General features: G+C 62.4%; 23 protein-coding genes. 22 read left to right on the top strand and 1 reads right to left on the bottom strand.

The features are described 5' to 3' along the window. Positions 1–25: 25 nt before the first annotated feature. The 22 genes from IP93_RS11325 to IP93_RS11215 all read left to right on the top strand — a co-directional run bounded on the left by IP93_RS11325 (position 26) and on the right by IP93_RS11215 (position 22,330). Positions 26–1,135 (top strand): DUF6094 domain-containing protein, encoded by a 1,110-nt coding sequence (locus IP93_RS11325; RefSeq protein WP_034037957.1) that lies wholly within the window; start codon positions 26–28, stop codon positions 1,133–1,135. Between the two features lie 102 nt (positions 1,136–1,237). Further along, entirely contained in the window at positions 1,238–1,543 is a 306-nt protein-coding gene (locus IP93_RS11320) for a hypothetical protein (protein ID WP_034037958.1), read from the top strand. Positions 1,544–1,653: 110 nt separating this feature from the next. Next, positions 1,654–3,924 (top strand): helicase-related protein, encoded by a 2,271-nt coding sequence (locus IP93_RS11315; protein ID WP_144815744.1) that lies wholly within the window; start codon positions 1,654–1,656, stop codon positions 3,922–3,924. 84 nt (positions 3,925–4,008) lie between these two features. Then, the gene (locus IP93_RS11310; protein WP_305954240.1) at positions 4,009–4,287 is read left to right on the top strand and encodes a helix-turn-helix domain-containing protein; all 279 of its coding nucleotides are present in this window, start codon (positions 4,009–4,011) and stop codon (positions 4,285–4,287) included. Positions 4,288–4,302: 15 nt separating this feature from the next. After that, the gene (locus tag IP93_RS11305; protein WP_019751265.1) at positions 4,303–4,674 is read left to right on the top strand and encodes a hypothetical protein; all 372 of its coding nucleotides are present in this window, start codon (positions 4,303–4,305) and stop codon (positions 4,672–4,674) included. Next, positions 4,671–7,163, top strand: coding sequence for an Hsp70 family protein (locus IP93_RS11300; RefSeq protein ID WP_019751264.1), 2,493 nt, complete (start codon positions 4,671–4,673; stop codon positions 7,161–7,163). Before IP93_RS11305 ends, IP93_RS11300 begins: the two co-directional genes overlap by 4 nt. A gap of 3 nt (positions 7,164–7,166) precedes the next feature. Continuing rightward, positions 7,167–8,603, top strand: coding sequence for an ATP-binding protein (locus IP93_RS11295; protein ID WP_019751263.1), 1,437 nt, complete (start codon positions 7,167–7,169; stop codon positions 8,601–8,603). A 503-nt stretch (positions 8,604–9,106) separates the two neighbouring features. Next, complete coding sequence (locus IP93_RS11290) at positions 9,107–10,144, top strand: peptidoglycan-binding domain-containing protein (RefSeq protein ID WP_071580107.1); 1,038 nt, start codon at positions 9,107–9,109, stop codon at positions 10,142–10,144. 15 nt (positions 10,145–10,159) lie between these two features. Next, entirely contained in the window at positions 10,160–12,184 is a 2,025-nt protein-coding gene (locus tag IP93_RS11285; protein ID WP_050543045.1) for a hypothetical protein, read from the top strand. Between the two features lie 31 nt (positions 12,185–12,215). After that, positions 12,216–12,860: a hypothetical protein gene (locus tag IP93_RS11280; protein ID WP_019751260.1), complete on the top strand. Its 645-nt coding sequence runs from the start codon at positions 12,216–12,218 to the stop codon at positions 12,858–12,860. Between the two features lie 9 nt (positions 12,861–12,869). Then, positions 12,870–13,358 carry a hypothetical protein gene (locus tag IP93_RS11275; protein ID WP_019751259.1) on the top strand — a complete coding sequence of 163 codons (489 nt, stop codon included), beginning with the start codon at positions 12,870–12,872 and terminating at the stop codon, positions 13,356–13,358. Positions 13,359–13,375: 17 nt separating this feature from the next. Next, complete coding sequence (locus IP93_RS11270) at positions 13,376–14,425, top strand: hypothetical protein (RefSeq protein WP_125896072.1); 1,050 nt, start codon at positions 13,376–13,378, stop codon at positions 14,423–14,425. A gap of 2 nt (positions 14,426–14,427) precedes the next feature. Next, positions 14,428–15,078, top strand: a complete 651-nt coding sequence (locus tag IP93_RS11265; RefSeq protein ID WP_144815742.1) for a hypothetical protein — start codon at positions 14,428–14,430, stop codon at positions 15,076–15,078. An 18-nt stretch (positions 15,079–15,096) separates the two neighbouring features. Then, a complete protein-coding gene (locus tag IP93_RS11260) occupies positions 15,097–15,726 on the top strand; it encodes an RDD family protein (RefSeq protein WP_019751256.1) in 630 nt (209 codons plus the stop codon). A gap of 18 nt (positions 15,727–15,744) precedes the next feature. Continuing rightward, positions 15,745–16,032, top strand: coding sequence for a hypothetical protein (locus IP93_RS15780; protein ID WP_019751255.1), 288 nt, complete (start codon positions 15,745–15,747; stop codon positions 16,030–16,032). Positions 16,033–16,279: 247 nt separating this feature from the next. Next, positions 16,280–16,834, top strand: coding sequence for a PFGI-1 class ICE element type IV pilus protein PilL2 (gene pilL2 / locus IP93_RS11245; RefSeq protein ID WP_019751254.1), 555 nt, complete (start codon positions 16,280–16,282; stop codon positions 16,832–16,834). Then, positions 16,831–17,478, top strand: a complete 648-nt coding sequence (locus IP93_RS11240) for a GPO family capsid scaffolding protein (RefSeq protein ID WP_144815739.1) — start codon at positions 16,831–16,833, stop codon at positions 17,476–17,478. The genes pilL2 and IP93_RS11240 overlap by 4 nt, the downstream gene beginning before the upstream one ends. Before the next feature lie 86 nt (positions 17,479–17,564). Continuing rightward, on the top strand, positions 17,565–18,284 hold the full coding sequence (locus tag IP93_RS11235; RefSeq protein ID WP_144815736.1) for a TIGR03759 family integrating conjugative element protein: 720 nt from the start codon (positions 17,565–17,567) through the stop codon (positions 18,282–18,284). After that, positions 18,269–18,889: a lysozyme family protein gene (locus IP93_RS11230; RefSeq protein ID WP_013982131.1), complete on the top strand. Its 621-nt coding sequence runs from the start codon at positions 18,269–18,271 to the stop codon at positions 18,887–18,889. The genes IP93_RS11235 and IP93_RS11230 overlap by 16 nt, the downstream gene beginning before the upstream one ends. Continuing rightward, positions 18,886–19,419 carry an integrating conjugative element protein gene (locus IP93_RS11225; RefSeq protein WP_144815734.1) on the top strand — a complete coding sequence of 178 codons (534 nt, stop codon included), beginning with the start codon at positions 18,886–18,888 and terminating at the stop codon, positions 19,417–19,419. Before IP93_RS11230 ends, IP93_RS11225 begins: the two co-directional genes overlap by 4 nt. Before the next feature lie 8 nt (positions 19,420–19,427). Next, on the top strand, positions 19,428–21,584 hold the full coding sequence (gene traD, locus IP93_RS11220; RefSeq protein ID WP_144815732.1) for a type IV conjugative transfer system coupling protein TraD: 2,157 nt from the start codon (positions 19,428–19,430) through the stop codon (positions 21,582–21,584). Then, positions 21,581–22,330 carry a TIGR03747 family integrating conjugative element membrane protein gene (locus IP93_RS11215; protein ID WP_019751248.1) on the top strand — a complete coding sequence of 250 codons (750 nt, stop codon included), beginning with the start codon at positions 21,581–21,583 and terminating at the stop codon, positions 22,328–22,330. The genes traD and IP93_RS11215 overlap by 4 nt, the downstream gene beginning before the upstream one ends. 1 nt (position 22,331) lies before the next feature. Here IP93_RS11215 and IP93_RS11210 read toward each other — a convergent pair whose 3' ends face one another. Further along, the gene (locus IP93_RS11210; RefSeq protein ID WP_019751247.1) at positions 22,332–23,525 is read right to left on the bottom strand and encodes a hypothetical protein; all 1,194 of its coding nucleotides are present in this window, start codon (positions 23,523–23,525) and stop codon (positions 22,332–22,334) included. Positions 23,526–23,613 lie beyond the last annotated feature (88 nt).

Below are 23,613 nucleotides of genomic sequence, written 5' to 3'. Positions count from 1 at the left end.
CCTCATCCATCATCAGGAGTAATCCATGGCACTCATGTTTCCGCGCCTGGCGCGCAATTTCATCCGTAACGGCTACTTCCCCACCGACGAGCCGACGCTGGAGCGGGCCTTGTCCGCACTGGCGCCGTCTCCCGGCTCCATGTCCATCCTCGATCCCTGCGCCGGCGAAGGCGTGGCGATTGCCGAAGCGGCCCACGCCCTCGGGCGCGAGCAGGTCCAGGCCTTCGCCGTCGAGTACGACGCCGAGCGGGCCCGCCACGCACGGCAACTGGTCGATCGCTGCATCCACGGCGACTTGATGGACATGCTGATCTCGCGCCAGTCCTTCGGGCTGCTGTGGCTGAACCCGCCGTATGGCGACCTGAGCAAGGACGTGAACGGCAACATCGGCTATCAGGGCCAGGGCCGTGCGCGGCTGGAAAAGCTCTTCTATCAGCGCGCGCTGCCGCTGCTGCAGTACGACGGCGTGCTGATCTTCATCGTGCCGTCCTACGTGCTCGACCCCGAGCTGGTCGGATGGCTGACGCGCCACTTCGCCGACCTACGCATCTACCGTGCGGTGGAAACGCAGTTCAAGCAGGTGGTGATCTTCGGCCGCAGGATTCGTCAGCGCGACCAGGCGTCGGAGTCGGTCAAGGCCGTGCGTGGTCTGCTGCTGCAGATCGGACAGGGCGACGCCGAAGCCGAGGAGCTGCCGCTCGAATGGCCGTTCCTGCCGTACACCGTCCCTGCCAGCCCGGCCGAGCCGGAGCACTTCTATCGCGTGACGATGGAGCCCGAGCAGTTCGCCGATGAAGTCGGCCGGCTGCAAGGACTCTGGCCGGCGCTCGATACCCACCTGGGCGCCGCGCAGCAATCGCTGCGTCCGCCCGCGCGGGCCTTGTCGCACTGGCATCTCGCCCTGGCCTTGGCCGCAGGCGCGATCTCCGGCGTGGTGACGTCCAAGAGCGGGCGCGTGCTCGTCGTCAAAGGTGATACCCACAAGGAGAAGACGCTCCAGACGGAATACACCGAGCGCGACGACGGCTCCGTGGCCGAGACGCGCATCCTCACCGACAAGTTCGTGCCGGTCATTCGTGCATGGGACTTGACGCTGGGCTCGCCCACGTGGGGCGAAGTGCTGACCATCCGCTGATCGCTGTTCCCTGACGCTTCGCCGTCGCTTTCATCCACCCACCGGGGTCACGTTGCCCCGATGGGGGTGCCGTGGCCCCTTCTTCCATAAGGAGAAACCACCATGGCACTCGCAATCCTCAACCTCGCGTCACAAGCACGCTTTTCGCCCGGGCAGGTGGTCATGACCGCCGGCGTCGATGAGCTGGTCCGACAGGGCCGGCTCGACCCCACGCCGTACCTGCGCCGCCATCTTCATGGCGATTGGGGCGACCTGGACGACAGCGATCGACGGCAGAACGATGCCGCGCTGAAGTCCGGCGAGGATCGCCTGTTCTCGTCCTACCAGGTCACGCGCGACCTGAAGCTCTGGATCATCACAGAGTGGGATCGCAGCGTCACCACGCTGCTGCTGCCCAGCGAATACTGATCCGCATCCAGCGGCACCTACGGTCTTCTTTGCCGCGTCTTTTTTCCCACCCAGGGGCATGTCACGCCCCGTGGGGGAGGTCCATGCCCCATCTTCTTTGGAGCATCACCATGTCCCTCGATCTCGAAACCGTTCCCGAAACCGCTGTGCAGGGCGACCTGCTCGAAGCGGCCGCTTCACCCCTCACGCTCAGCCTGCAGGACTTCGTGTCCGAGTTCGGCGACGAGCTGCTCGACTCGCTCAACCGCGCCAATCCTCCGGTCTACACCGGCCAGGTGCGGGTGCATCGGCAACTGATCCTCGCCGCGCTCAAGCGCAAGCTGTTCCCGGCGCAAGCCGATGTGGTCCACGCCGTCACCGAGCTGTTGGTCGATCGCGGCGAACGCGCCGCGATCGTCAATGGCGAGATGGGCTGCGGCAAGACGACCGTCGGCATCGCCACGGCCGCCATGCTCAACGCCGAAGGCTACCGCCGCACCCTGGTGCTCTCGCCACCCCACCTGGTCTACAAGTGGCGGCGCGAAATCCAGGAGACGGTGGCCGGTGCCAAGGTCTGGGTGCTCAATGGCCCGGACACGCTGGTCAAGCTGCTGAAACTGCGCGAGCAGTTGGGCGTGCCGGCGCAGGGGCAGGAGTTCTTCGTCCTGGGCCGCGTGCGGATGCGGATGGGGTTCCACTGGAAACCTGTCTTCGTTCGGCGGCGCGCGCCTCACGGCGACGTGGGGGCCTGCCCGGATTGCGGGCATGTCATCACCGACCTCGACGGCGAGCCGATCAACCCGGTCGAACTCGAAGCCGAGGAGTCCCGCCGCAAATGCAGCCACTGCCGTGCACCGCTGTGGTCGTTGATCCGTCCCAGAGGCCTGTCCGCCAGCGACCAGTCCTCGACCGTGCTCAAGGCACTGAAGCGTATTCCAACCATCGGGGAAGTCACCGCGCAGAAGCTGATGCAGAAGTTCGGCGACGCCTTCCTCGCGTCGATGCTCGGGGACAACATCCACGAGTTCATCAACCTGATGGATGGCAACGGCGAGCTGGTCTTCTCGGACCGGCAAGCCCATCGCATGGAACGTGCGATGGCCAACATGGAGTTCGGCTTCGGCGAGGGCGGCTACCAGCCGTCCGAGTTCATCAAGAGGCAGCTTCCCCAAGGCACGTTCGACCTGCTCATCGCCGACGAGGCGCACGAGTACAAGAACGGCGGCTCCGCTCAGGGCCAGGCCATGGGGGTGTTGGCGGCCAAGGCGCGCAAGACGCTGCTGCTCACCGGCACACTGATGGGCGGCTACGGCGACGACCTGTTCCACCTGCTGTTCCGAGCCCTGCCGGGGCGGATGATCGAAGATGGCTACCGGCCGACGAAGAACGGCAGCATGACGTCGGCCGCGATGGCGTTCATGCGCGATCACGGGGTGCTCAAGGACATCTATTCCGAGAGCACCGGCACGGCGCACAAGACAGCCAAGGGCACCAAGGTATCGGTGCGCACGGTCAAGGCGCCGGGTTTCGGTCCCAAGGGCGTGCTGCGTTGCGTCCTGCCGTTCACGGTCTTCCTCAAGTTGAAGGACATCGGCGGAAATGTGCTGCCGCCCTACGACGAGGAGTTCCGCGAAGTCGCGATGGACACGGCGCAAGCTGCGGCCTATCGCGATCTGGCGGGTCGCCTGACCCAGGAGCTGAAGCAGGCCCTGGCGAAGCGCGACACGACGCTGCTCGGTGTGGTCCTCAACGTGCTGCTGGCTTGGCCGGACTGCTGCTTCCGGTCGGAAACGGTGGTGCATCCGCGCACGCGCAACACCTTGGCGTTCGTACCGGCTCAGTTCAACGAACTGGAGGTGATGCCCAAGGAACGCGAGCTGATCGAGATCTGCCGGCAGGAGAAGGCGGAAGGTCGCAAGACCCTGGTCTATTCGGTCTACACCGGCACGCGCGACACCACGTCGCGCCTGAAGGTGCTGCTGGAGCAGGAAGGCTTCAAGGTGGCGGTACTGCGCGCGAGCGTGGATGCCTCCCGCCGCGAGGACTGGATCGCCGAGCAGTTGGACCGTGGCATCGACGTGCTCATCACCAATCCCGAGCTGGTGAAAACCGGCCTGGACCTGCTGGAGTTCCCGACCATCGTGTTCCTCCAGTCCGGCTACAACGTGTATTCGCTGCAGCAGGCCGCCCGGCGCTCATGGCGCATCGGCCAGAAGCAGCCGGTGCGCGTGGTCTACCTCGGCTACGCCAATTCCTCGCAGATGACCTGCCTGGGGTTGATGGCCAAGAAGATCATGGTGTCGCAGAGCACATCGGGCGACGTGCCCGAATCCGGACTCGATGTCCTGAACCAGGACGGCGACTCGGTGGAGGTGGCACTGGCCCGGCAGTTGGTGCATTGAACGTTGCTGAACTTGGCGGCCCCTTCGGGGGCCGCTTCCTTTTTACAGCAAAGCCCTCGGGCAGCACACAGCGGGGTGACCGCCGTGACGTATGTCATTGCTGCCCTGAAAATTCTGCACTATTCTGTCATAGTTTTACCTAGACTGGCCATCACCATGCCTACAAGTACCAGCGAGGGCGAGATCCTCACCCTCAAGCAGGTCGCAGAGTTCCTGAAGGTCACGGACCGGACGATCTACAGGCTGGCCGCAGCCAAGAAGATCCCCGCGTTCAAGGTTGGTGGGACATGGCGGTTCTCCAAGGCGGAGATCACTGAATGGATTCAGCAGCAAACGCAGGGCGGAAAAGCCGATAAGACGTAACCACAGGAGGATTTGATGACCCAGCAGGCCGAAAGCAGTGAGCAGATGGAGCAATCCCTGATCGACATCGCTGTCGAGAGTTGGCGTTTCTCGCGTCTGTTCGGAAAGGTCGTCAGCAAACTCGATGCGGGTGAGTCGGGCCGTTATGTCAATCAGCTCCGCTACTTCCAGAAGAAGCTCGAGGAGAGCCTCGACTCGAGTGGCCTCAGGCTGGTCAACGTCGAGGGGCAGCACTACGACGCGGGTATGGCGGCATCTGCTTTGAATCTCGGGGACTTCGGCCCTGACGACGTGTTGCTCGTCGATCAGATGGTGGAGCCAATCATCATGGGGCCGAACGGCCTGCGCAAACAAGGCACGGTAATGCTCAGGAAGGTGGAAGCATGAAGTACGTCGGTATCGACCTGGGCACGACCAACAGTGCCATCTGCTCTTTCGACGGCGAGTCGATCCGGCTCTACAAGAGTCCAGAACAGCACGACGTCACGCCGTCGGCCATCTTCATCGACCGGCGTGGTAACAAGTACGTCGGTTCGCGCGCCTACAACAATGCCGCCCGCAATCCAGACAATGCGGCGGTGCTGTTCAAGCGGCTCATAGGTACGAGCACGCCGGTCAAGCTGCCGGCGGTGAACCTCACCATGACGCCAGAGGAATGCTCTGCCGAGGTCCTGCGTGCGCTATACGGCTACCTGCCGGAAGAGATTCGGGGCGATGGCGACACCGGCACTGTCATTACAGTTCCAGCCGCGTTCAACCAGATGCAGAAGGACTCGACGATGGCTGCCGCTGATGCGGCTGGGCTCGGGCGTGTGGCCTTGATGCAAGAACCGGTAGCCGCCGTGATGAGCGTCATGCGGCAGCGAAAGAACGACGGTGTATTTGTTGTCTACGACCTCGGCGGTGGAACGCTCGACATCGCAATTGCAGAGAGCATTTCCGGCCGTGTGACACTTCTCGCACACGGTGGCATCGCCATGTGCGGCGGCCGCGACTTCGACCGGATTCTGTTCGACAACATCGTGAAGCCGTGGCTGCTGGAAAACTTTGATCTTCCGGAAGACTTGACGACCAATCCACAGTTCAAGTCCCTGCTGCGTATGGCCACGTGGGCGACAGAGAAGGCAAAGATCGAGTTGTCGCAGAAGGAAGAGGCCGTCGTCAGTCTGCCCGAGACCGAACTCGGTGTCCGCGATCAGGCGGGTGAGGAGATCTACATCGACATCACCATTGATCGCAAACGATACGACGGCCTGATCGGACCGAAGGTGGAAGAGTCCATCGTGTCCGCCCGCGAAACCCTCGAAAAGGCTGGATTGAGCCCACACGACGTCGAGCGTGTCGTCTTTGTGGGTGGCCCAACCCACTACAAGCCTTTGCGTGACAAGGTGGCCTTCGAGCTCGGCATTGCCCCGTCCACTGATGTGAATCCGATGACCGCCGTTGCGGAAGGCGCAGCGGTCTTCGCCGAGTCCATCGATTGGGCGTCGCAAAGCCGTGGACGCAAGAGCGCCCGAGGAGCCATCAGCGCCGGTGGCGCGCTTGATCTGTCGTTCAACTACATCGCGCGCACGCCGGACTCGAAGGCAAAGATCGTCGCCAAACTGGGAAGTGCTGCTCCGGCCGGAGTCGAGTTTCAGATCGACAGTCTGGACACCGGGTGGTCCTCCGGACGCATCGCACTGAAGGATGGCGCAGGTATCGAACTCAACCTGACCAAGCCTGGCGATAACACCTTCAAGGTGTTCGTGTTCGATTCCAACGGTGGGCCCGTGTCACTGCGCGAAGACAAGATTGTCATTGCACGCACCGCGGCTAGCATCGATGCAATCCCGGCATCGCATTCCGTCGGCGTGGAAGCGCGCGACAAGGTGGGCGGTCGCTTGAGCTTGGATTATCTCGTTCGTGAGGGCGATCAGCTGCCCAAGAAAGGCAAGAAGACCTTCAAGGCAGGCGAGTCTCTCAAGGCTGGAAGTGCCGGGTCGATCAAGTTCAAGTTGTGGGAGGGCGACATCTCCGACCCCATCAACGACAACCGCTTCATCGGCATGTTCGAGATCAAGGGAACGGATTTCGACGACGGCGTCATTGCCGCCGGTGCCGAGCTGATTTGCGAGTACGAAGTGCTCGACTCTGGCAACATCGTTCTGGAGGTTTCAGTCCCTTCAATCAGCGGTTCGTTCCAGAGCGGGCGTAACTTCTACTCGAGCCAGGAAGGCAAGGTCGACTACACCAACCAGGCGAAGAACATCCAGGAACAGTCGGACCACACCTTGCAGCGGCTCGACGAGATGGCGTCCAAGGTCGATGACCCACGTCTTGAGCAGGCTCGCGAGAAGCTCGAGCAGGCGAGCACTATCAAAACTGACGAGGCCGACCCCGAGACGGCCAAGCAAGCGATGGATCACGTCCAGGAGGCCAAGCGGCTGCTGGCGCTGACCCGCAAGGAGCATCTGAAGGACATTCGCCAGCTGGAACTGGACAAGGCAGTCGATTTCTTCGACAAGGTCGTGCGTCAGCACGCCAGGCCCACCGAAGCTTCGTCTTTCGATAACTTGGTCAAGACGGCGCAGCGCTCGATTGACAACAACAGTGGCGACTTCGAGTCGCACCTGGATGATCTGCGCAGTCGCAACTTCATGATCCTGTGGCGTCAGGACTGGTTCGTCATCGAGCGCTTCAAGTGGCTGGCCGAGGATACCTACCTCTTCCCAGATGCCCGCGAGCATGCCCAGCTGGTGGCTGCGGGAGCGGAGGCGTTGAAGGCCAATGACATCGACAAGCTTCGTGCCGTAGTAGCTCATCTCGACTCCATCCGCATCGGTTCTGCGGGTGAAGACGACATGCTTGCTGGCGCGAACATCGTGCGGAGCTGACCCATGGCACTCGATGCGTGGCTTCCCATCGGTTTCAAGTTGCCCGACGGTGCGAAGGCGCGCGTCGCCCTGTTTGAAGGGGCAGACTGGCAGATCCTTGAGACCCAAGGCGGTGGGCGGGCGCTCGTCGTACGCGACGCACTGGCGGATCATTGGCTAGATGCCGGGCTGATCGATGACGGGACCTTCAACGCCTTCCAGTTCGGCGATCAGCAGCTTAGGTCCATCTCCTGCGGTCCGAGCCAGACGCTGTGCCCGGTCAGCGAGGCGAAATCACCCGACACCAAGGCCGAGGCGCTCGCCTTTGCTCTTGCGTTGAAGGCAACACGCGATATCGATACGGATTCGGCGCTCCAGGATGCGCTCTACGTTGAGAAGATCACGCGGCTGCTGCCAACCTACAGCATCAGCTCCAGAGCTGGCGATGACGTCGTGCTCGGCTACTGGCTGACGGGCGGCACCAGCATTCCGGCCACTTCCTTCCGCCGTCTCCGCCAGACCATGAGCTGGCTGGGCGCGAGCCACCTGAAGGATGTCGTGCAGGCGGCAGGCTTCGAAGTCGCGGAAATCATGCCGCTGGAGCGCAAGCCAGCGGCTCCTGCCGAAAAGACGGAAGTTGCTCCCGTCGAGAAGGTGGAGAAAGTCGAACGCGCCGAGCCGGAGCCCAACAAGGTCTTCGAACTCGCCGGGCGTCCCGAACTTGCGACCTTCTTCAACGAGCACATCGTCGACATCATTCTGCACCGCGACCGCTACAAGGCGCTCGGTATTGAATTCCCATCAGCCGTGATCCTGTACGGCCCTCCAGGCACCGGCAAGACCTTCGCGGTCGAGCGACTGGTTGATTTCCTCGGGTGGCCAAGCTTCCAGATCGACGCATCCAGCGTGGCCAGCCCGTACATCCACGAGACCAGCAAGAAGGTCGCACAGGTGTTCGACAAGGCGATGGAAAACGCGCCATCAGTTCTCGTGATCGACGAGATGGAGGCGTTTCTTGCTGACCGCGAAATGGGATCGGGCCATCACCGCGTCGAAGAGGTGGCTGAGTTCCTGCGGCGCATCCCGGAGGCCGTGAAGAACGAGGTATTGATCATCGCGATGACGAACCGAATCGACATGATCGACCCCGCCATCCAGCGCCGGGGACGCTTCGATCATGTCATCAAGGTGGACTTTGCAAGCGAGATCGAGGTGCAGTCGCTGCTGGACAAGCTGCTGTCAGCTTTGCCGAAGGAGTCAGACGTGGACTCCAAGCCGCTGGCGCAAGAACTCGCTGGACGACCGTTGTCCGACGTTGCTTTCGTTGTGCGGGAAGGTGCAAGGCTCGCAGCACGCTCTGGCAAGGAAAGGCTGGACCAGGCCAGTCTGCTGGCGGCTTTGCGCACGACACCTGCACGGGAACGTGAAGGCGGCGAAAAGCGGCGCATAGGATTTATCTAAGGGAGACAGTGGTGGCAGCGGAGGAAGAAAACAACAAGAAAAATGAAGGCAAGGGTTTCGCCGGCCTTTCATCGCTCGTGTCCGACGTGGACACGACACCGCCGCCCCCTGCGCCTAAGACGGAATCGGCCGGCTCGACGAAATCCACCGAACGCCCAGACTCGGAAGCTCCTCGACCGCAGCAGCCGACTCAGCGTCAGGCGTATCAAGAGCCTCCGCAACCGTCTTCTGGCTCGTCTGGGGGCAAATGGATACTGGGCATAGCTGCCGTCGTTGGCCTGCTTTTGCTCATTGGCCAGTCCAACAAGAACACTCCGTCTCCGTCTCCGTCTCCGGCTCCCGCTCCCGCCTACTCACCGCCCGCGCAGAGTGCAGCGCCGAGCTATTCGCCGCCTGCTCCACCGCAAGCCCCCTCCGGGCCACAAGAATCAAAGCCGCCAGTTGGTCAGGACTTGGTGTTTTCAACGGCTCAGATTCGGTATTGCCTGGCCGAAGACATCCGCATGGAGGGCGCGAAGGCCGCTCTCAACAACTACAGCGACTCCGATGTCGATCGGTTCAATGCCATGGTGGCTGACTACAACAGTCGCTGTGGCCGTTTCCGCTATAGAAGCGGTGCTTTGGAGAGGGCACGCCGTGACGTTGAGCCGTATCGGGGCCAACTTCAGGCAGAAGGAAGGAGCCGATTCGCTCGCGGTCCATCCACTGGCTCCCTGTCGGCACCAGCACCAGCACCAGCACCAGCGCCCGCGCGTCCTGCTCCGGATGCGACTGTACAAGCTATTCAACGGAAGCTTAATGAACTTGGCTACAGTGCCGGCCCCGCCGATGGGCTGATGGGAAGGGGCACTCGTGCTGCCATCATCGCTTTTCAGCAAGACAGGGGGTTAGCCGCCACGGGTGTCGCAGATCAAGCGTTGCTTCTCCAGCTTCAGCAAGCTCCTACCCGCTCGTCACGACCACAGCCAGAGAGCCGTCCAACCACCACATCTGTGCAGTTATCAGCTGCAGAATCTGCATCGCTAGAAGCGGCATGCTCGACTGACAAATATGTGAATGGGCCGGCTGCTTATCGTGCATGTGTTGAAAGGCAGAAGGCAGCTTTGGCCGCGGGTGTAAGACGACCGAATTTAAGCGTCCTGTCCTCGGCCGAGCAGCAATCCATTGAGGCGGCATGCTCCACAGACAAGTACGTCAACGGACCTGCTGCTTATAACGAGTGCCTGGCAAATCAACTCGCAGCAATGTCCGGTCAGGGAGCTAGGCGTCCTGATTTGTCCCGACTCTCATCCCCTGAGAGGCAATCGATTGAAGCTGCGTGCTCAACGGATAAGTACGTCAACGGACCAGCGGCTTACAACAGATGCCTCAACAATCAACTCGTAGCGTTGGAACGACAGGGTGGGCGACCAGATCTATCAAGACTTTCAACTACAGAGAGAAATTCAATCGAGGCCGCCTGCTCAACAGACAAGTATGTCAATGGTCCGGCCGCGTACAACCGCTGTCTGTCTCAGCAGTTGGCAAGACTACGTAATTAGCGGACGGGCACAGTCATGGGCATGGCAATTTGTTTTAAATGTGGTTCAGAGAAGTCAGGCGCATTGCTCGCCTGCGGTGCATGCGGAACCACTCCTCGATTAAACAGCGAGCTGGCTTTGTCACTCGTGCTTACTGATCACCTCTCTTCGAAAACGCAGCTGGCACATTACAGCCACGAGCTTCGCAATCATTTGAAGTTTTCCGTGCCATCTGATGCATTGGCACAGGCTCAAGAAGCCTTGAAGGACCCGCAGCTTATGGCGATGCTCGGTGCTCAACCGACATCAGGCGCATCTGCGATGCCCATGCCAACAGCTGCGTCTTCGCGCCCGACAGCCCCGCCCACCGGGCAACCGGCGAGAAGCGCTTCTGTGCCGCGCGTCAGTGCTCGACGCACACTGAAAACAACCGCACTCCATCAGACGCCCTTCGCGATTCTCGGTGTGACCACCCGCGACGACCGCAGGCGAATCGTTGAATTGGCTGAAGAGAAGTCTTTGGAGCTGGACCACGATGTCTGCCAGAAGGCACGCTCTGATCTAACGAATCCACGCACTAGGTTGAGTGCAGAGATCGCATGGCTTCCCGGCGTTTCTCCACGAAAGGCATCCCTGCTCGTTGAAGGCCTGCTCTATGATCCTTTTGTGGCCCGGGGCGGGGCTGGCCTGCCCACGCTTGCGCACTTGAATTTGCTTGCCGCTGCCTTCGAGGCGGTGGATGGCGAACACGATGCGGATGACCTGGCAAGTTTCATTCAGGAGGTTGCTTACCTCGTGGATGAGATCGATCCTGAAGATGTTCTGCGCGATATCAATGAAGACCGTGCTGCCTCTGGCTTCCCGGAGGTCCGGGCACTCGATCAAATTGAAGCCGAACTGGCGGAACGTAAACGGTACTACCGCAGCGCCATCAAGGACGCCCTCGACAGGCTGCCACCGACGACGCTTGTGCAGGTCATGACGGACACGGTGGAGGAGGTTACGTTGGGCGGCGAGGATCACGCGCCCGAACTGATCGATGACCTCGTCGATAGCTACGAAGTGGAAACCCAGGGCTTTCTTCAGAAGGAAGCTGAGAACGTCCACAAGCTGATCAAAGCCGCCCGTGACTCGGCGAACTCGGGTGAAGCTGCCGTCAAGCCGTATGTGGACAAGCTTGATGCCGTAGCACGTAATTGGGACAAGGTCGCCCAGCCTATCCAGCTGAGTGCCAAAGCGCGCGGCATCGATCATGAAGCAAGCCGTGACCTGGCCTACGAAATACGTATCCTCGCCATCGACCTGTTCAACACGCATGACATGTTGACGCAGTCCCAACGGCTGACTGGCCTGCTTCAAGAGTTGTTTGCCGAGCTACCTGAAGTGTCTGAGCGCGTTGAGCAGGATGCAGATGCGCTTGCCGATATCATCCAAGAGCGGAAGCAGGCGGTAGCACGAAGAGACGAGTGGGCGCACGAGATAACCTACCGCGCTGAAATTGGTGTGATGTTCAAGGACACCCTGAGCATTTCACCCGATGGCATCTCGTGGAAAGGACAGAGTTTTTCTCTGGACTCGATCACTCGAGTTCGCTGGGGTGGCGTGCGCCACTCCGTCAACGGCGTGCCGACGGGGACGACCTACACCATTGCCTTCGGAGACAAACGCTCTGAGGCGGTTGTCGAGCTAAAGAAAGAGGACATCTACAGCAAGTTCATCGACAAGCTTTGGCGAGCCGTGTGCGTCCGCCTGCTGGGTGAGATGCTGGAAGCGCTGAAGGATGGGCGGGACCTGTACTTCGGCGACGCACTCCTTCACGACGATGGCATCACCTTGGTGAAGCACAAATTCCTGGGTGCCAATGAAAGGGTGCGGTGCACGTGGGGGCAGGTGCAGATATGGAATGCTGATGGATCGTTCTGCATCGGGTCCAAGGACGACAAGAAAACCAATGTCGGCATTTCCTACATTCACGTCGCAAACACGCACATCCTGGAGCAGCTCATTCGCATGGCTTTCAAGAAGCCCGGACTGCGCCGACTGAGCGAACTGCTGCAATGACGTAATCCATTCGACTTTGGGGGCAGCTTATATGGGATTTTTATCAAACCTCTTCGGGGGCAACAAAGAAGACAAGGCGTTACGTGAGGCGCTTGCGCACATCCATCGCATCCTGGATGACGAAAAGTTCCAGTTGGAGCTCGTTCATCCAATGATGAAGGTGATGCTGGAATCTGCGCCTGCCTACGACAAGGACCCGAACGGCTCTGGCCCATTTGGCTTTACTGAGACGAACCCCATCCCGGTTAACGGGCCGATCGGTCAACTGGCATATCTGTCCAGACTCGAAACGCAGTCGGGGCAGCGCATTCTTTTTCATCGCCTCGGGGCCATCGATAAAGTGGACGTGTTTGAGGCCGTGACATTCGACGGAAGCGGATGGTTCATCTTTTTCGTTGACCTCTACCATCCACGGCGCTCGCGCCTGACCCCAGACGGCTTCCGATTCACGAAGGATGTCGCGCAGTTCTCCGGCTTCCACAAGTTCTGCGAGAACTTCCCATACGATTTCGTCGAGAAGAAGGCCTCAGAGCGGGAGTCTGGCTTGAGCATGGCGTACATCGCCATCAGCAAGGTGTCCGACCAAATCCAGAATCGTGTTTTCAACAGGCCACTGGCCCATAAGGCCAAGCTCGACCTCGTGAAAAGCCGCTTGTCGAGCTTCCAGACCCAATAGGCGATGGTCATGAAGAAGACCCTGCTGGCCACGCTTGCCGCATTGATGACCCTTCAGGCCGGGCCAGTTCTGGCTGAAAACTATGAGGTGAGCCTGACCCGCAAGGGCAGCAACGTTTACAAGATCGACGGCAAAGACATCATCATCCAGACGCGCTACTGCTACGTGTATGCCTACTCTGAAGAGGCCATTTTCAAGGCGTCCGGCTACGGCGGAGAGCTAATCTTCTTCGACAGCAAGGACAAGTGCGATGTGAAGGCGGTTTTTGGTCTGTCGAAGCAGAAGGCTGGTAAGTACGTGGTGACGGTCAGTCGTGAAGATGATGATTGGTACGAGGTCCTCGGAACAGATTCGTACATCAAGACATCGACCTGTCTCTCCCTTGCGCTCGGCGAAGAAGCCTACCTGACAATTTCGGCTTCTGGGTTCGGACAACTTCGCTTCGAAGACGGAGACGACTGTATGGTCGAAGGCGTCTATACGAAGCTGCGGCTTTGAAGAGGAGATGAAGAGCCGTGGCTGCTGACGACAAACAAAATGGAAACGCCAAAGGCTTCTCAGGCCTTTCGACACTTGTTTCGGATGTCGACGAAGGCAGCCCAGCCGGCGAGTCCACGCCACAAGTAACTCCGCCGCCCAACCCCGCTCCGGTTCCCGAAGCGCCACCCAGACAGGCCGAGGAAGCACCGTCTGCCTCAATTGTTCCACCGCCATCCAAATCAAAGAGCGACGGCTCATCAGACGCGGCCACCGGTAAATGGATGGTCGGTATCGGCTTGGGCATCGGGCTTCTGCTCATTGTCTTCGTCAACTCGACCAAGAACGAGCCCACCCGCTCGGCGACGGCACCAGTTGCTCAAGCCCCCGTCACCGCGGCCCCCTCCTATCCACCGCCAACTGTCGCGCCAGTCACGCAGAATCGGCAGGCTGCCCTGGAGACAGTTATCCAGCAACGCGCGGCTGCGGAGTCGGTGAACGTGCTTGGTCAGCAGGTCCTGTTCTCCAATCCAAGTGGCTATTGCACGCCGGGTAAGTCGGCGCGCGAAGTCGAGCTCATGGACTTGGCTAAGCGTTCCCTCGCAGAAGGTTCGCGCCTCGTGCACGCAGCAGTCCGTTGCTCCGAACTGGAGGACTACCGAGCGGGCCGCAGGGACATGCTGGATCACTGGCTGCAAATCCAACTTATCGGCCCGAAGGGGAATTTCCAGCGAATCGAGATGCCGCGAGAGGCGTTCCTTTCCGGCCTTTCCAAGTCGACTCCCCGGGTGAATTCCGCCGAGCTCAATCGACGGCTGAAAGCGTCGTTCGAGAATAGCGACGTCGCCCTAACAGACATGAAGTTTGAACCGATTGGGCGGGACGGGAACGCGGTCTATTTTTCCATGCGGATGAACATGAGCGTTGGGGAAAGCAGCCGACCAATTTCGGGAATCAGCGCAATAACGCTCCTGAACTCCCTGCCGCTCTCGATCAACGTTTATGAGGGAACCGGTTCACCACAGAGCCGTGGCCAACTGCAAGCTGTCCAGCAGGAGTTGCTGAACAGCCTCCTCACCGAGAACTGATGATGAACAATTCCAGAACAATATTCTTCGCCCTGTGCTTCTGCTTGTTGGCTGCGGTCGCCATGCCGGTGGCCGCGCAGTCAGCCGGTTACACCAAGCTCAACGTCAAAGGGCGGGTCCAGCTTGAAGTGCCGGGCGACTGGACGATCAGTGATGCCGAACAGCGCAGGCGTGTCAAGGAATTCAGCGAAAAGATGACTGGCGTGGCTATTGATCATGTGGCCTCGCTATCGGTGCAGTCCTATCCAGCACCCTCCCGGGTGTTTGTCCGGGTGTCGTTCATTCCAATGGAACCGCCACTTACTCAAGCAGACGTTAGGCAGGAGGTTCAGGCCAATAAGCAGCAGGTGTTGAGAGATTTGGCGGAAGTCTGGCGCGAAGAGTCTCCAACGATGTGGGCGGGGATGGCGAAGTATGGAATGAAGGAGGTCGGACGCCCCAGCTTTGCCGTTGAACCCATTGGAGGCCAGACCGCCCTGATCATTCGCTATGGACGCACATCATCCGTCAACTCGGCAGAGACGATGAGAGTAGCCCAGTACCACGTGCCGCTGGGCGCCGAAAAGGCATTGATCACTCTTTCGTACATTGAAGGTGATCAGCAGGCAATCGCTGCCCACAATCGATTGAAGAACAGCATCGTAATTCGATAAGAAGAACAGGAACAGCCAATGGCCTACGAAGACCCCAACGCACCGTCGCCTGTCTCCGCTAACTACGTCCAGGAATCAAGTTCACCCGTTGATCAAAGCAAGAGTTTTCTTGGAGGGAAGCATCACCCATGGAGAAGGCTGTTTGCTCGCACGGTTGACATCTGCACGGCTGGATTTGTGTTGTTTCTTCTCTTGATATTCGCTTTCAGCGCGGCGATGCCCGTACAGGCGGCGGGCTTCGCAAAGGCAGTAGAGAACCCAATTGTCGCCAGTATCGTGCTGTATCTGGTTTGGTTGCCTGCCGAGGCTTTGTTGCTATCGTTGTTTGGGACCACCCCGGCAAAGTGGCTGTTCGGCATCAAGATCGCACACCCAGGTGGCAACTTGCTGTCGTTTTCTGAGGCGCTGAATCGCTCATTTCTGGTCTTTGTTCAGGGCGTGGGCTTTGGCATTCCATTCGTCGCACTTTTCACCCAACTGTTCGCGTATCGGCGGCTCACGAAAACGGGCACGACGTTGTGGGATACATCTGCCGGCGCAGTGGTACTCCACAAAAAATGGGGGGTGGTTCGCGCGCTTGTGTGTACCGCCGCCGTCTTTGCTGTGCTGATTTTGATGAGCGCATTGAACGCCGTAGGAAATCGATAACCACAACAGGAGAAGACAATGGCTTACGAAGATCCGAACGCACCGTCATCTGCGCCGGCGTCCACAACGACGCCAGCGGCTACGCCAGCACCAGCTACGACCGAGAAGAAGTCTGGTTCATGGGACTGGCTTTGGCCGTCCATTCTGGCCGTTATCATCGTCAAGCTGTTTGGCCTTGTCGGCGGGTTGGTTGCCTTTGGCAGCTATTACTGGCTGAAACCAAAGCTGGGAACATGGGGGGCTGTTGCCGCTTCCGGTGTCATTGGCGTTGTTGTCGCAATTGGCCTCTTGGCGATGATTCGATGACCCCTGTCTTCCGTCCATGTGAGAAAGAGCGTTGCCCTGCCTCCCACCGAGCTGCCAGCCCCGGCAGCACTTTCCAGCCTCTATAGATCCATCGTCGCAGTTCCGGCCCAGCAGCGAGCCAGTCACGCTGGCTGATTGATATGTGCCCCTCCCTTGGGAAATGGGGCGCCGCGCGTTTCGGATTTTCGGCATCCCGCGCAGCACGTTTCTGCAAAGGTGAAGGCATCCCGTCACAGTGGGGTGCCACATGCTGCCGTCTCTGCCTCGTTTCCTCTGCATCTTCGCCGTGCTCAGCGGCCTACTGCCCGGTTGCACGACGACACCGGCCACCCCTGATCAGTTAGAAGCGCCACCCGACGAGATAGCTTCGGTGGTGGACCAGGGGCTGGTTCCGGTGGCCCGCTACGGCCGCTACACCCTGGTCGAGCTGGTACCGGAACCTGCGCAGCGTGATCTCTTGCAGCAGGCGGTGGAAGTCTCGATTCCGCCCATGCTCGATGCCAGCGTGGGCGATGCCATGCGCCACGTCTTGCTGCGCTCCGGCTATCGGCTCTGCGATGCGGCCGAGGCCGCCACCCTCTACGCGCTGCCGCTGCCTGCCGCACACCTGCGCCTGGGCCCGCTGATGCTGCGCGATGCCTTGCTGACCCTTGCCGGCCCCGCCTGGGAGCTCTCGGTCGATGACTTGACCCGCCAGGTCTGCTTCAGCCGGCACGGTGCTCCCACCTTCCTTTCCGCCAACCCGCCCGGCACCGCCACGCCCGTGCCGGACGCCGACCGGCCCGAGGAGCTGCAGCCATGACCTTTCCCCAAGCGCCATCCGAGCGCAATTCCCGCACGCGCTGGCTCAAGGTCGCCGCGGCCTTCTGGCTGCTGCTCATCAGTGCCGTGGCACTCATCAACAGCGTCGGCCTGTCGCGGCTCACCGAACAGACCCAGAGCAGCGCACAGGATGCGCAGGTCAACGCGCTGGGCCTGCGCGTGGCCGATCTCGAACGACAGGCCGATGCGGACAAGCGCCGGCCGGTGCCGATCAGCCAGGCAGAATTCGCCACCGCGCGGCAGGCGCTGGACGAGCGGATGGCGCGCCTCGAAGAGGCCGACGAGACGAGGGCCCTGGCCGTCGACCTGCAGACGCTGCAGGCGCGCGTGAACGGAATCGAGACCCGCCTGGAGAGGACCCGGCAGGTGGCATCCGCCGCTCGCCCGCGCGCTCCGGTTGCGACGAAGCCCAAGGTGCCGGAGCCGCCGTTCCGGGTGCTCGGCGTGGAGCTGCGTGGAGGCGAGCGCTTTCTGTCGATCACCTCCACCGCCGCGGCCTCGCTTGCGGGCGCCCGGCTGCTGCGCCAGGGCGATGCCGAGGGCGGCTGGCAACTGCAGTCCATCGAGGCGCAGGCGGGCGTGTTCCAGGTGAACGGCCAGACGCAGCGCGTTGCGGTGCCGTAGGAGGTGCCATGACCCCCACGCTCACTTCGTTCGCAGCCCCCCGAGGGGGCTTCAGCCTCCTTGAGGCGGCTCGGCGGAGGCTGACCATGAACCTGCGGCCGTTGCTCGCTACCGTCGTTCTGTTCGCCGCTTTCGGCGCATCCGCCCAGCCGGCCCCGGTGACGAACTCGCGCATGGTGCCCGCCCAGGTGCAGCCGGGCGCTGATGCCGCGCTCGACGAGAGGCAGGCGCGGGAGTGGGGGCTTCAGCCCGAGGAGTGGGCACGTTACCGCCAACTGATGCAGGGGCCGCTCGGGGTCTATTCGCCCCTGCTCGATCCGCTCACGGCGCTGGGCATCGAGGCCCGCAGCGACGAGGAGCGCAGGCGCTACGCGGAGTTGCAGGTGCAGGCCGAGGCCCAGCGCGTCGGCAAGACGCTGGCCTACCAGCGCGCCTACGACGCGGCGTGGCAGCGCCTGTTTCCCGGCCAGCCGCGCGTGAGCCTGCCCGGCGCCAAGGCGCAGGGTGCCGGCAACACCGGCTCCGGGCGCCTGGCGGTCTTCGTCAAGGCCGACTGCGCACCGTGCGCGCAGCGCGTGCAGCAGTTGCAGGCGGCCGGCACGGCCTTCGATCTCTACATGGTCGGCAGCCGTCAGGACGACGCGCGCATCCGGCAGTGGGCCACCCAGGCGGGCATCGACCCGGCCAGGGTGCGCGCCCGCACCATCACGCTCAACCACGATGCGGGACGCTGGCTGTCGCTCGGCCTGCCCGGCGATCTGCCGGCCGTGGTGCGCGAGGTGAACGGCCAATGGCAGCGGCAATAGGTGCTCCGGGCCGGGAGCACCGGCCGTCCCGCGTCGCCATCCGCTGCACCAGCGCCGCGCTGCTGCTCACCACCGTCGGCTGGGCGCTGGCCGCCCTGGCGCGGGAAGTGCCGCCGCCGGCCTATCAACTGGCGGCGCATCGTGCAGACGTGCCGGCGGCCGTGCTGTACGCGGTGGCCTTGCAGGAGAGCGGCGCCATGCTGCGCGGGCGCCTGATCCCCTGGCCGTGGACGCTCAACGTCGCCGGCTCGCCACAGCGCTACGCCACCCGCGTCGAGGCCTGCGCGGGGCTGCACCGTGCGCTCGCCCACACGCCGGCCAATCGCATCGACGCCGGCCTCGGCCAGGTCAATCTCGGCTACCACACGCATCGCTACACGCAGCCCTGCGAGCTGCTGGACCCGTACCGCAACCTCGCCATCGCTGCGGAAATCCTGCGCGAACAGCACACGCCGGGCGAGGACTGGCTGCTTGCCATCGGCCGCTACCACCGGCCCGCCGGCGGGGCACCCGCGGCGCGATACCGGCGCAGTGTGCATCGGCACCTGACCCGCGTACTCGACCCCGGCGTTCCCGTTCCAACTCTCCAGGCCACCACGCCATGAACCACACCGTCCTCATCGCCGCCATCGGGCTGCTGTCCACGACCACCATCTTCGCCCAGACCGTCTCCGGGCCGCTGATCGTCGTCGAAGACCGCGGCGGCGACTCCGCGCTGCCGTACTACCAGTCGCTGAATCCTCAGCCGGATCAGGCCACGCCGCCGGCCCCGATGCCGACCCCTCGCGCGGGCAACACGGCCGACGCCGAAGCCGCCATGCTGCCGGTGCGCTCGACGCAACTGTCGCCGGGCGAGGTGCAGCGCCGCGTCATCCGGGCGCCGGGCCTGACGGCGCTGTTCCTGATCGGCGACGACGAGCGTTCGCGCGCCTGGCTGCGGCAGCGGCAGGCGGCGCTGCGAGAGCTGCAGGCCGTGGGCCTGGTGGTCAACGTGGAGTCGATGGCTGCGCTGACGGCGCTGCGCAGGCTGGCGCCCGGCCTGATCCTGTCGCCGGCCTCCGGCGATGACCTGGCCCGCCGCCTGGGCCTGCGCCACTACCCGGTGCTCATCACGGCCACCGGTGTCGAGCAGTAGGTGCGCAAATGGCCCAACCGCATGCGGTCGAGGTCTTGCTGCGGCCAGCGGTGGAGCTTTATACCGTGGCGGTCTGCACCGGCGCCGCGATTCTGTGCCTGGTGGCACCGTGGTCGCTCGCGCTGAACCCGCTGCTCGGCCTGGGCTCGGCGCTGGCCTTCCTGACCTTCGGCGCGATTCGCCTGCGCGATGCCTGGGCGATCCTGCGCTATCGCCGCAACATCCGCCGCCTGCCGCGCTACGTGATGACCAGCCGCGACGTGCCGGTGAGTCAGCAACGGCTGTTCGTCGGCCAGGGCTTTCGCTGGGAACAGCGGCACACGCACCGGCTGATGCAGACCTATCGGCCGGAGTTCCGCCGCTACGTCGAGCCGACGGCGATCTACCGGGCCGCCCGGCGGCTGGAGGAGCGGCTTGAGTTCGCGCCGTTTCCCGTCTCGACGCTGGCGCGCGCGTTGGCCTGGGACAGCCCGCTCAACCCGGCGCGACCACTGCCGCCGGTCGGCGGACTGCCACGCCTGCATGGCATCGAGCCGCACGAGGTCGACGTCACCCTGCCGCTGGGCGAGCGCGTCGGCCACACCCTGGTGCTGGGCACCACGCGCGTGGGCAAGACGCGGCTGGCCGAGCTGTTCATCACCCAGGACATCCGTCGCAAGGTCCGCGGCGAGCACGAGGTGGTGATCGTCTTCGACCCCAAGGGCGATGCGGACCTGTTGAAGCGCATGTACGTCGAGGCCAAGCGCGCCGGGCGCGAAGGCGAGTTCTACGTCTTCCATCTGGGCTGGCCGGACATCTCGGCGCGCTACAACGCGGTGGGCCGGTTCGGGCGGATCTCCGAGGTGGCCACGCGGATCGCCGGGCAGCTCTCCGGCGAAGGCAACAGCGCCGCGTTCCGCGAATTCGCCTGGCGCTTCGTCAACATCATCGCGCGCGCCCTGGTCGAGCTGGGGCAGCGGCCGGACTACCTGCTGATCCAGCGCCACGTCATCAACATCGACGCGCTGTTCATCGAGTACGCCCAGCACTACTTCGCCAAGAACGAGCCGAAGGCCTGGGAGGTCATCGTCCAGCTCGAAGCGAAGCTGAACGAGAAGAACATCCCGCGCAACATGATCGGGCGCGAGAAGCGCGTGGTGGCCCTCGAACAGTACCTGTCCCAAGTGCGCATCTATGACCCGGTGCTCGACGGCCTGCGCAGCGCCGTGCGCTACGACCGGACCTACTTCGACAAGATCGTCGCTTCGCTGCTGCCGCTGCTGGAGAAGCTCACCACCGGCAAGATTGCGCAACTGCTCGCACCGAACTATTCCGACCTGTCCGACCCGCGGCCGATCTTCGACTGGATGCAGGTCATCCGCAAACGCGCGGTGGTCTACGTGGGGCTGGATGCGCTGTCCGACGCCGAAGTCGCGGCGGCGGTGGGCAACTCGATGTTCAGCGATCTGGTCTCGGTCGCCGGCCACATCTACAAGTTCGGCGTCGACGACGGGCTGCCCGGCGCCGCGGCGGGCGCCAAGATTCCGATCAACGTCCACGCCGACGAATTCAATGAACTCATGGGCGACGAGTTCATCCCGATGGTCAACAAGGGCGGCGGTGCCGGCGTGCAGGTGACGGCCTACACGCAGACCTTGAGCGACATCGAGGCGCGCATCGGCAATCGTGCCAAGGCCGGTCAGGTGGTCGGCAACTTCAACAACCTGTTCATGCTGCGCGTGCGCGAGACCGCCACCGCCGAGCTGCTGACGCGACAACTGCCCAAGGTCGAGGTGTACGCCACGGCACTGATGAGCGGCGCCACCGACAGCTCCGACCCGCACGGCAATACCGCGTTCACGTCCAACACGCAGGACCGCATCAGCACGACCAGCGTGCCGTTGATCGAGCCCGCGCATGTGGTGGCGCTACCGAAGGGGCAGTGCTTCGCGCTGATCGAGGGCGGCAACCTCTGGAAAGTCCGCATGCCGCTGCCGGCACCCGACCCCGACGAAGCCATGCCGAAGGATCTGCAGGAGCTGGCCGGCTACATGCGGCAGCACTACGTCGAGGCAGGAGACTGGTGGGAGAACCAAGGCATCCCCGGCCTGCAGGACAAGGCGCTGCCCGACGACCTGCTGGACGACTTCAGGCAGATGGCCGCCGCTGAAGAGGCCGAAGCATGAGCGATCCGGCCGTCGCTGCCCAGCGCCAGCAGCAACGACAGCAGGGGCTGATCGCCGGCCTGGTCACGCTGCCGTTCCGCTTCTTCGGCGTGCTGTGCGGCGCGCTGCTGCTGTGCATCCTGATCGAATGCGTCGGCATGCACTTCTTCTGGCCCGAGCAGGGCTGGCGCCACGCGCAGGGCATGCTGCACTACGAGCTGGATCAGCTCTCCACGCATTTCACGCGCAGCGCGCTGGTGCAGGAGCCGGGGCGCACCGCGCACCGGCTGGTCGAGCAAGGCTACGACTGGTTGTTCGTGAAGAGCGGCCTGCTGGACTGGATACGCGACGCCGCGGCGCAGGCCAGCGCCGGCAGCCATCGCCCGACCAAGGACTTCCGCTACTACATCGGCTTGGTCTACGTGAACGTGGAGAGCTACCTGATCGCGGCGGCCTACACGACGCTGGTCTTCCTCGTGCGGCTGCTGGTGCTGTGCCTGACCCTGCCGCTGTTCCTGATGGCCGCCTTCGTCGGATTGGTCGACGGCCTGGTACGCCGGGACATCCGCCGCTTCGGCGCGGGACGCGAATCGGGGTTCATCTATCACCGCGCCAGGGCCAGCCTGATCCCATTGGCCGTGCTGCCGTGGGTGACTTACCTGGCACTGCCGGTCAGCGTGAACCCGTTGCTGATCCTGCTGCCCAGCGCCGTGCTGCTCGGCGTGGCGGTATGCATTGCGGCGGCGACGTTCAAGAAGTATCTGTAGATCACTCCGGCTGCCAGGCGCAATCTGCCCAGTGCGTTTCGTAGCGTTTTACGAAGTCTTTCATCTCCCGGATGTTGACGGCAGGTTCGCGGAAGGCCCGGGCGCAGGTAGAAACGACATCCCGGTAGAACTCCGGAGCGACAGTCCTGATGCCGTCATAATTCATAAGCAAGTCCGGAAGACGCTCCGTGATATTTGCTCCGCGAGGTGCCATCACAATGCTCGGGGGCTCTCCATACGTATTGATCAACACGTATCGCCAGCTTGGGTCTGCGGCTCCCTGGCGAGGGACAATCTCACAGGGACGTGCGTCTCCGCCTTTGGACATGGCTTCGTAGACCTCCTTGATGGCCTGGGGTTTGTGGGCCACCAGCACATAAGGCCCGGCCCCTACATAACTACCCATGCGTTCGTCGTATTCGATGCCGAGCAAGTCTTCCAGGTCAAAGCGTGCATGTCGGCCCAGGGGAGCCTTTCCCGAGGTGAACCATTGAAGTTCCCGCAGGGTGATCCCTGCACACTTGGCAACGTCTGCAGGCGAATTGGGCCAGCACGCCACGAGGTTCTTGGCGATTTCGGCTGCGTTGTCATAGTCACTGTCGGCCCAGAAATCATCATCCTCAACGATGCCGTCCGGTGCCTTCTCACCTGTCACCAGCCAAGTCCTGCCATCGAACCCGTCGAGGTTGAAATAACGGGGCTGATCGGGCGGCAGAGAGGTCTCCCAGGACGACATCCATGGACCGGGTTCCCAGTCGAGCCCACCTGTCATTGTTGGCACCGGTACTTGCGCCGGTAAGGCCAGCCACTGCTGGATTCTGACCACGACCTCGCGGCTGTTCACGCCTCTGTGACCATCCCTGATACGAAAATCGTGGTCATTCTGAGCGTCCCGGCAAAGGGCCTGGATGGACCCGGTAAGAGATCGGTCTTTTCCGTCGTGCTTCCTCAGCAGACACCGGCTGGAGTCCTGGGCCGAGCGCAGAGACGCTGGAAGGGATTTCTCCTTGGCATCAGCGACCTCGACCTGGACTCCGATTCTTGCCATTTCCCCTACCAGTTCAGGGCTGGCCGTCGCGAGGTGGCGATTGATCCGCAGAATGTCCGGTCGGCCACGCAAGCCCTTGGCGTTACGCCACGCATCCAAAAGAACATCCCGGAAGGCCCTGGGCTGATCGGCTGGGGTAAAGGTCATCCACCGAATGGGCAACCCGGCAACGGTCAATCCATAGAGTATGAGGGGGCTGAGCCCCTACCGCTCTGCGTCCTTGACCTTGATCGGG

This window comes from Aerolutibacter ruishenii (assembly GCF_007830115.1).
In the GTDB taxonomy this organism is placed as follows: Bacteria; Pseudomonadota; Gammaproteobacteria; order Xanthomonadales; family Xanthomonadaceae; genus Aerolutibacter; species Aerolutibacter ruishenii.
Note: the sequence above shows the minus strand (reverse complement) of the source record. Positions and strands in the feature narration are given on the sequence as shown.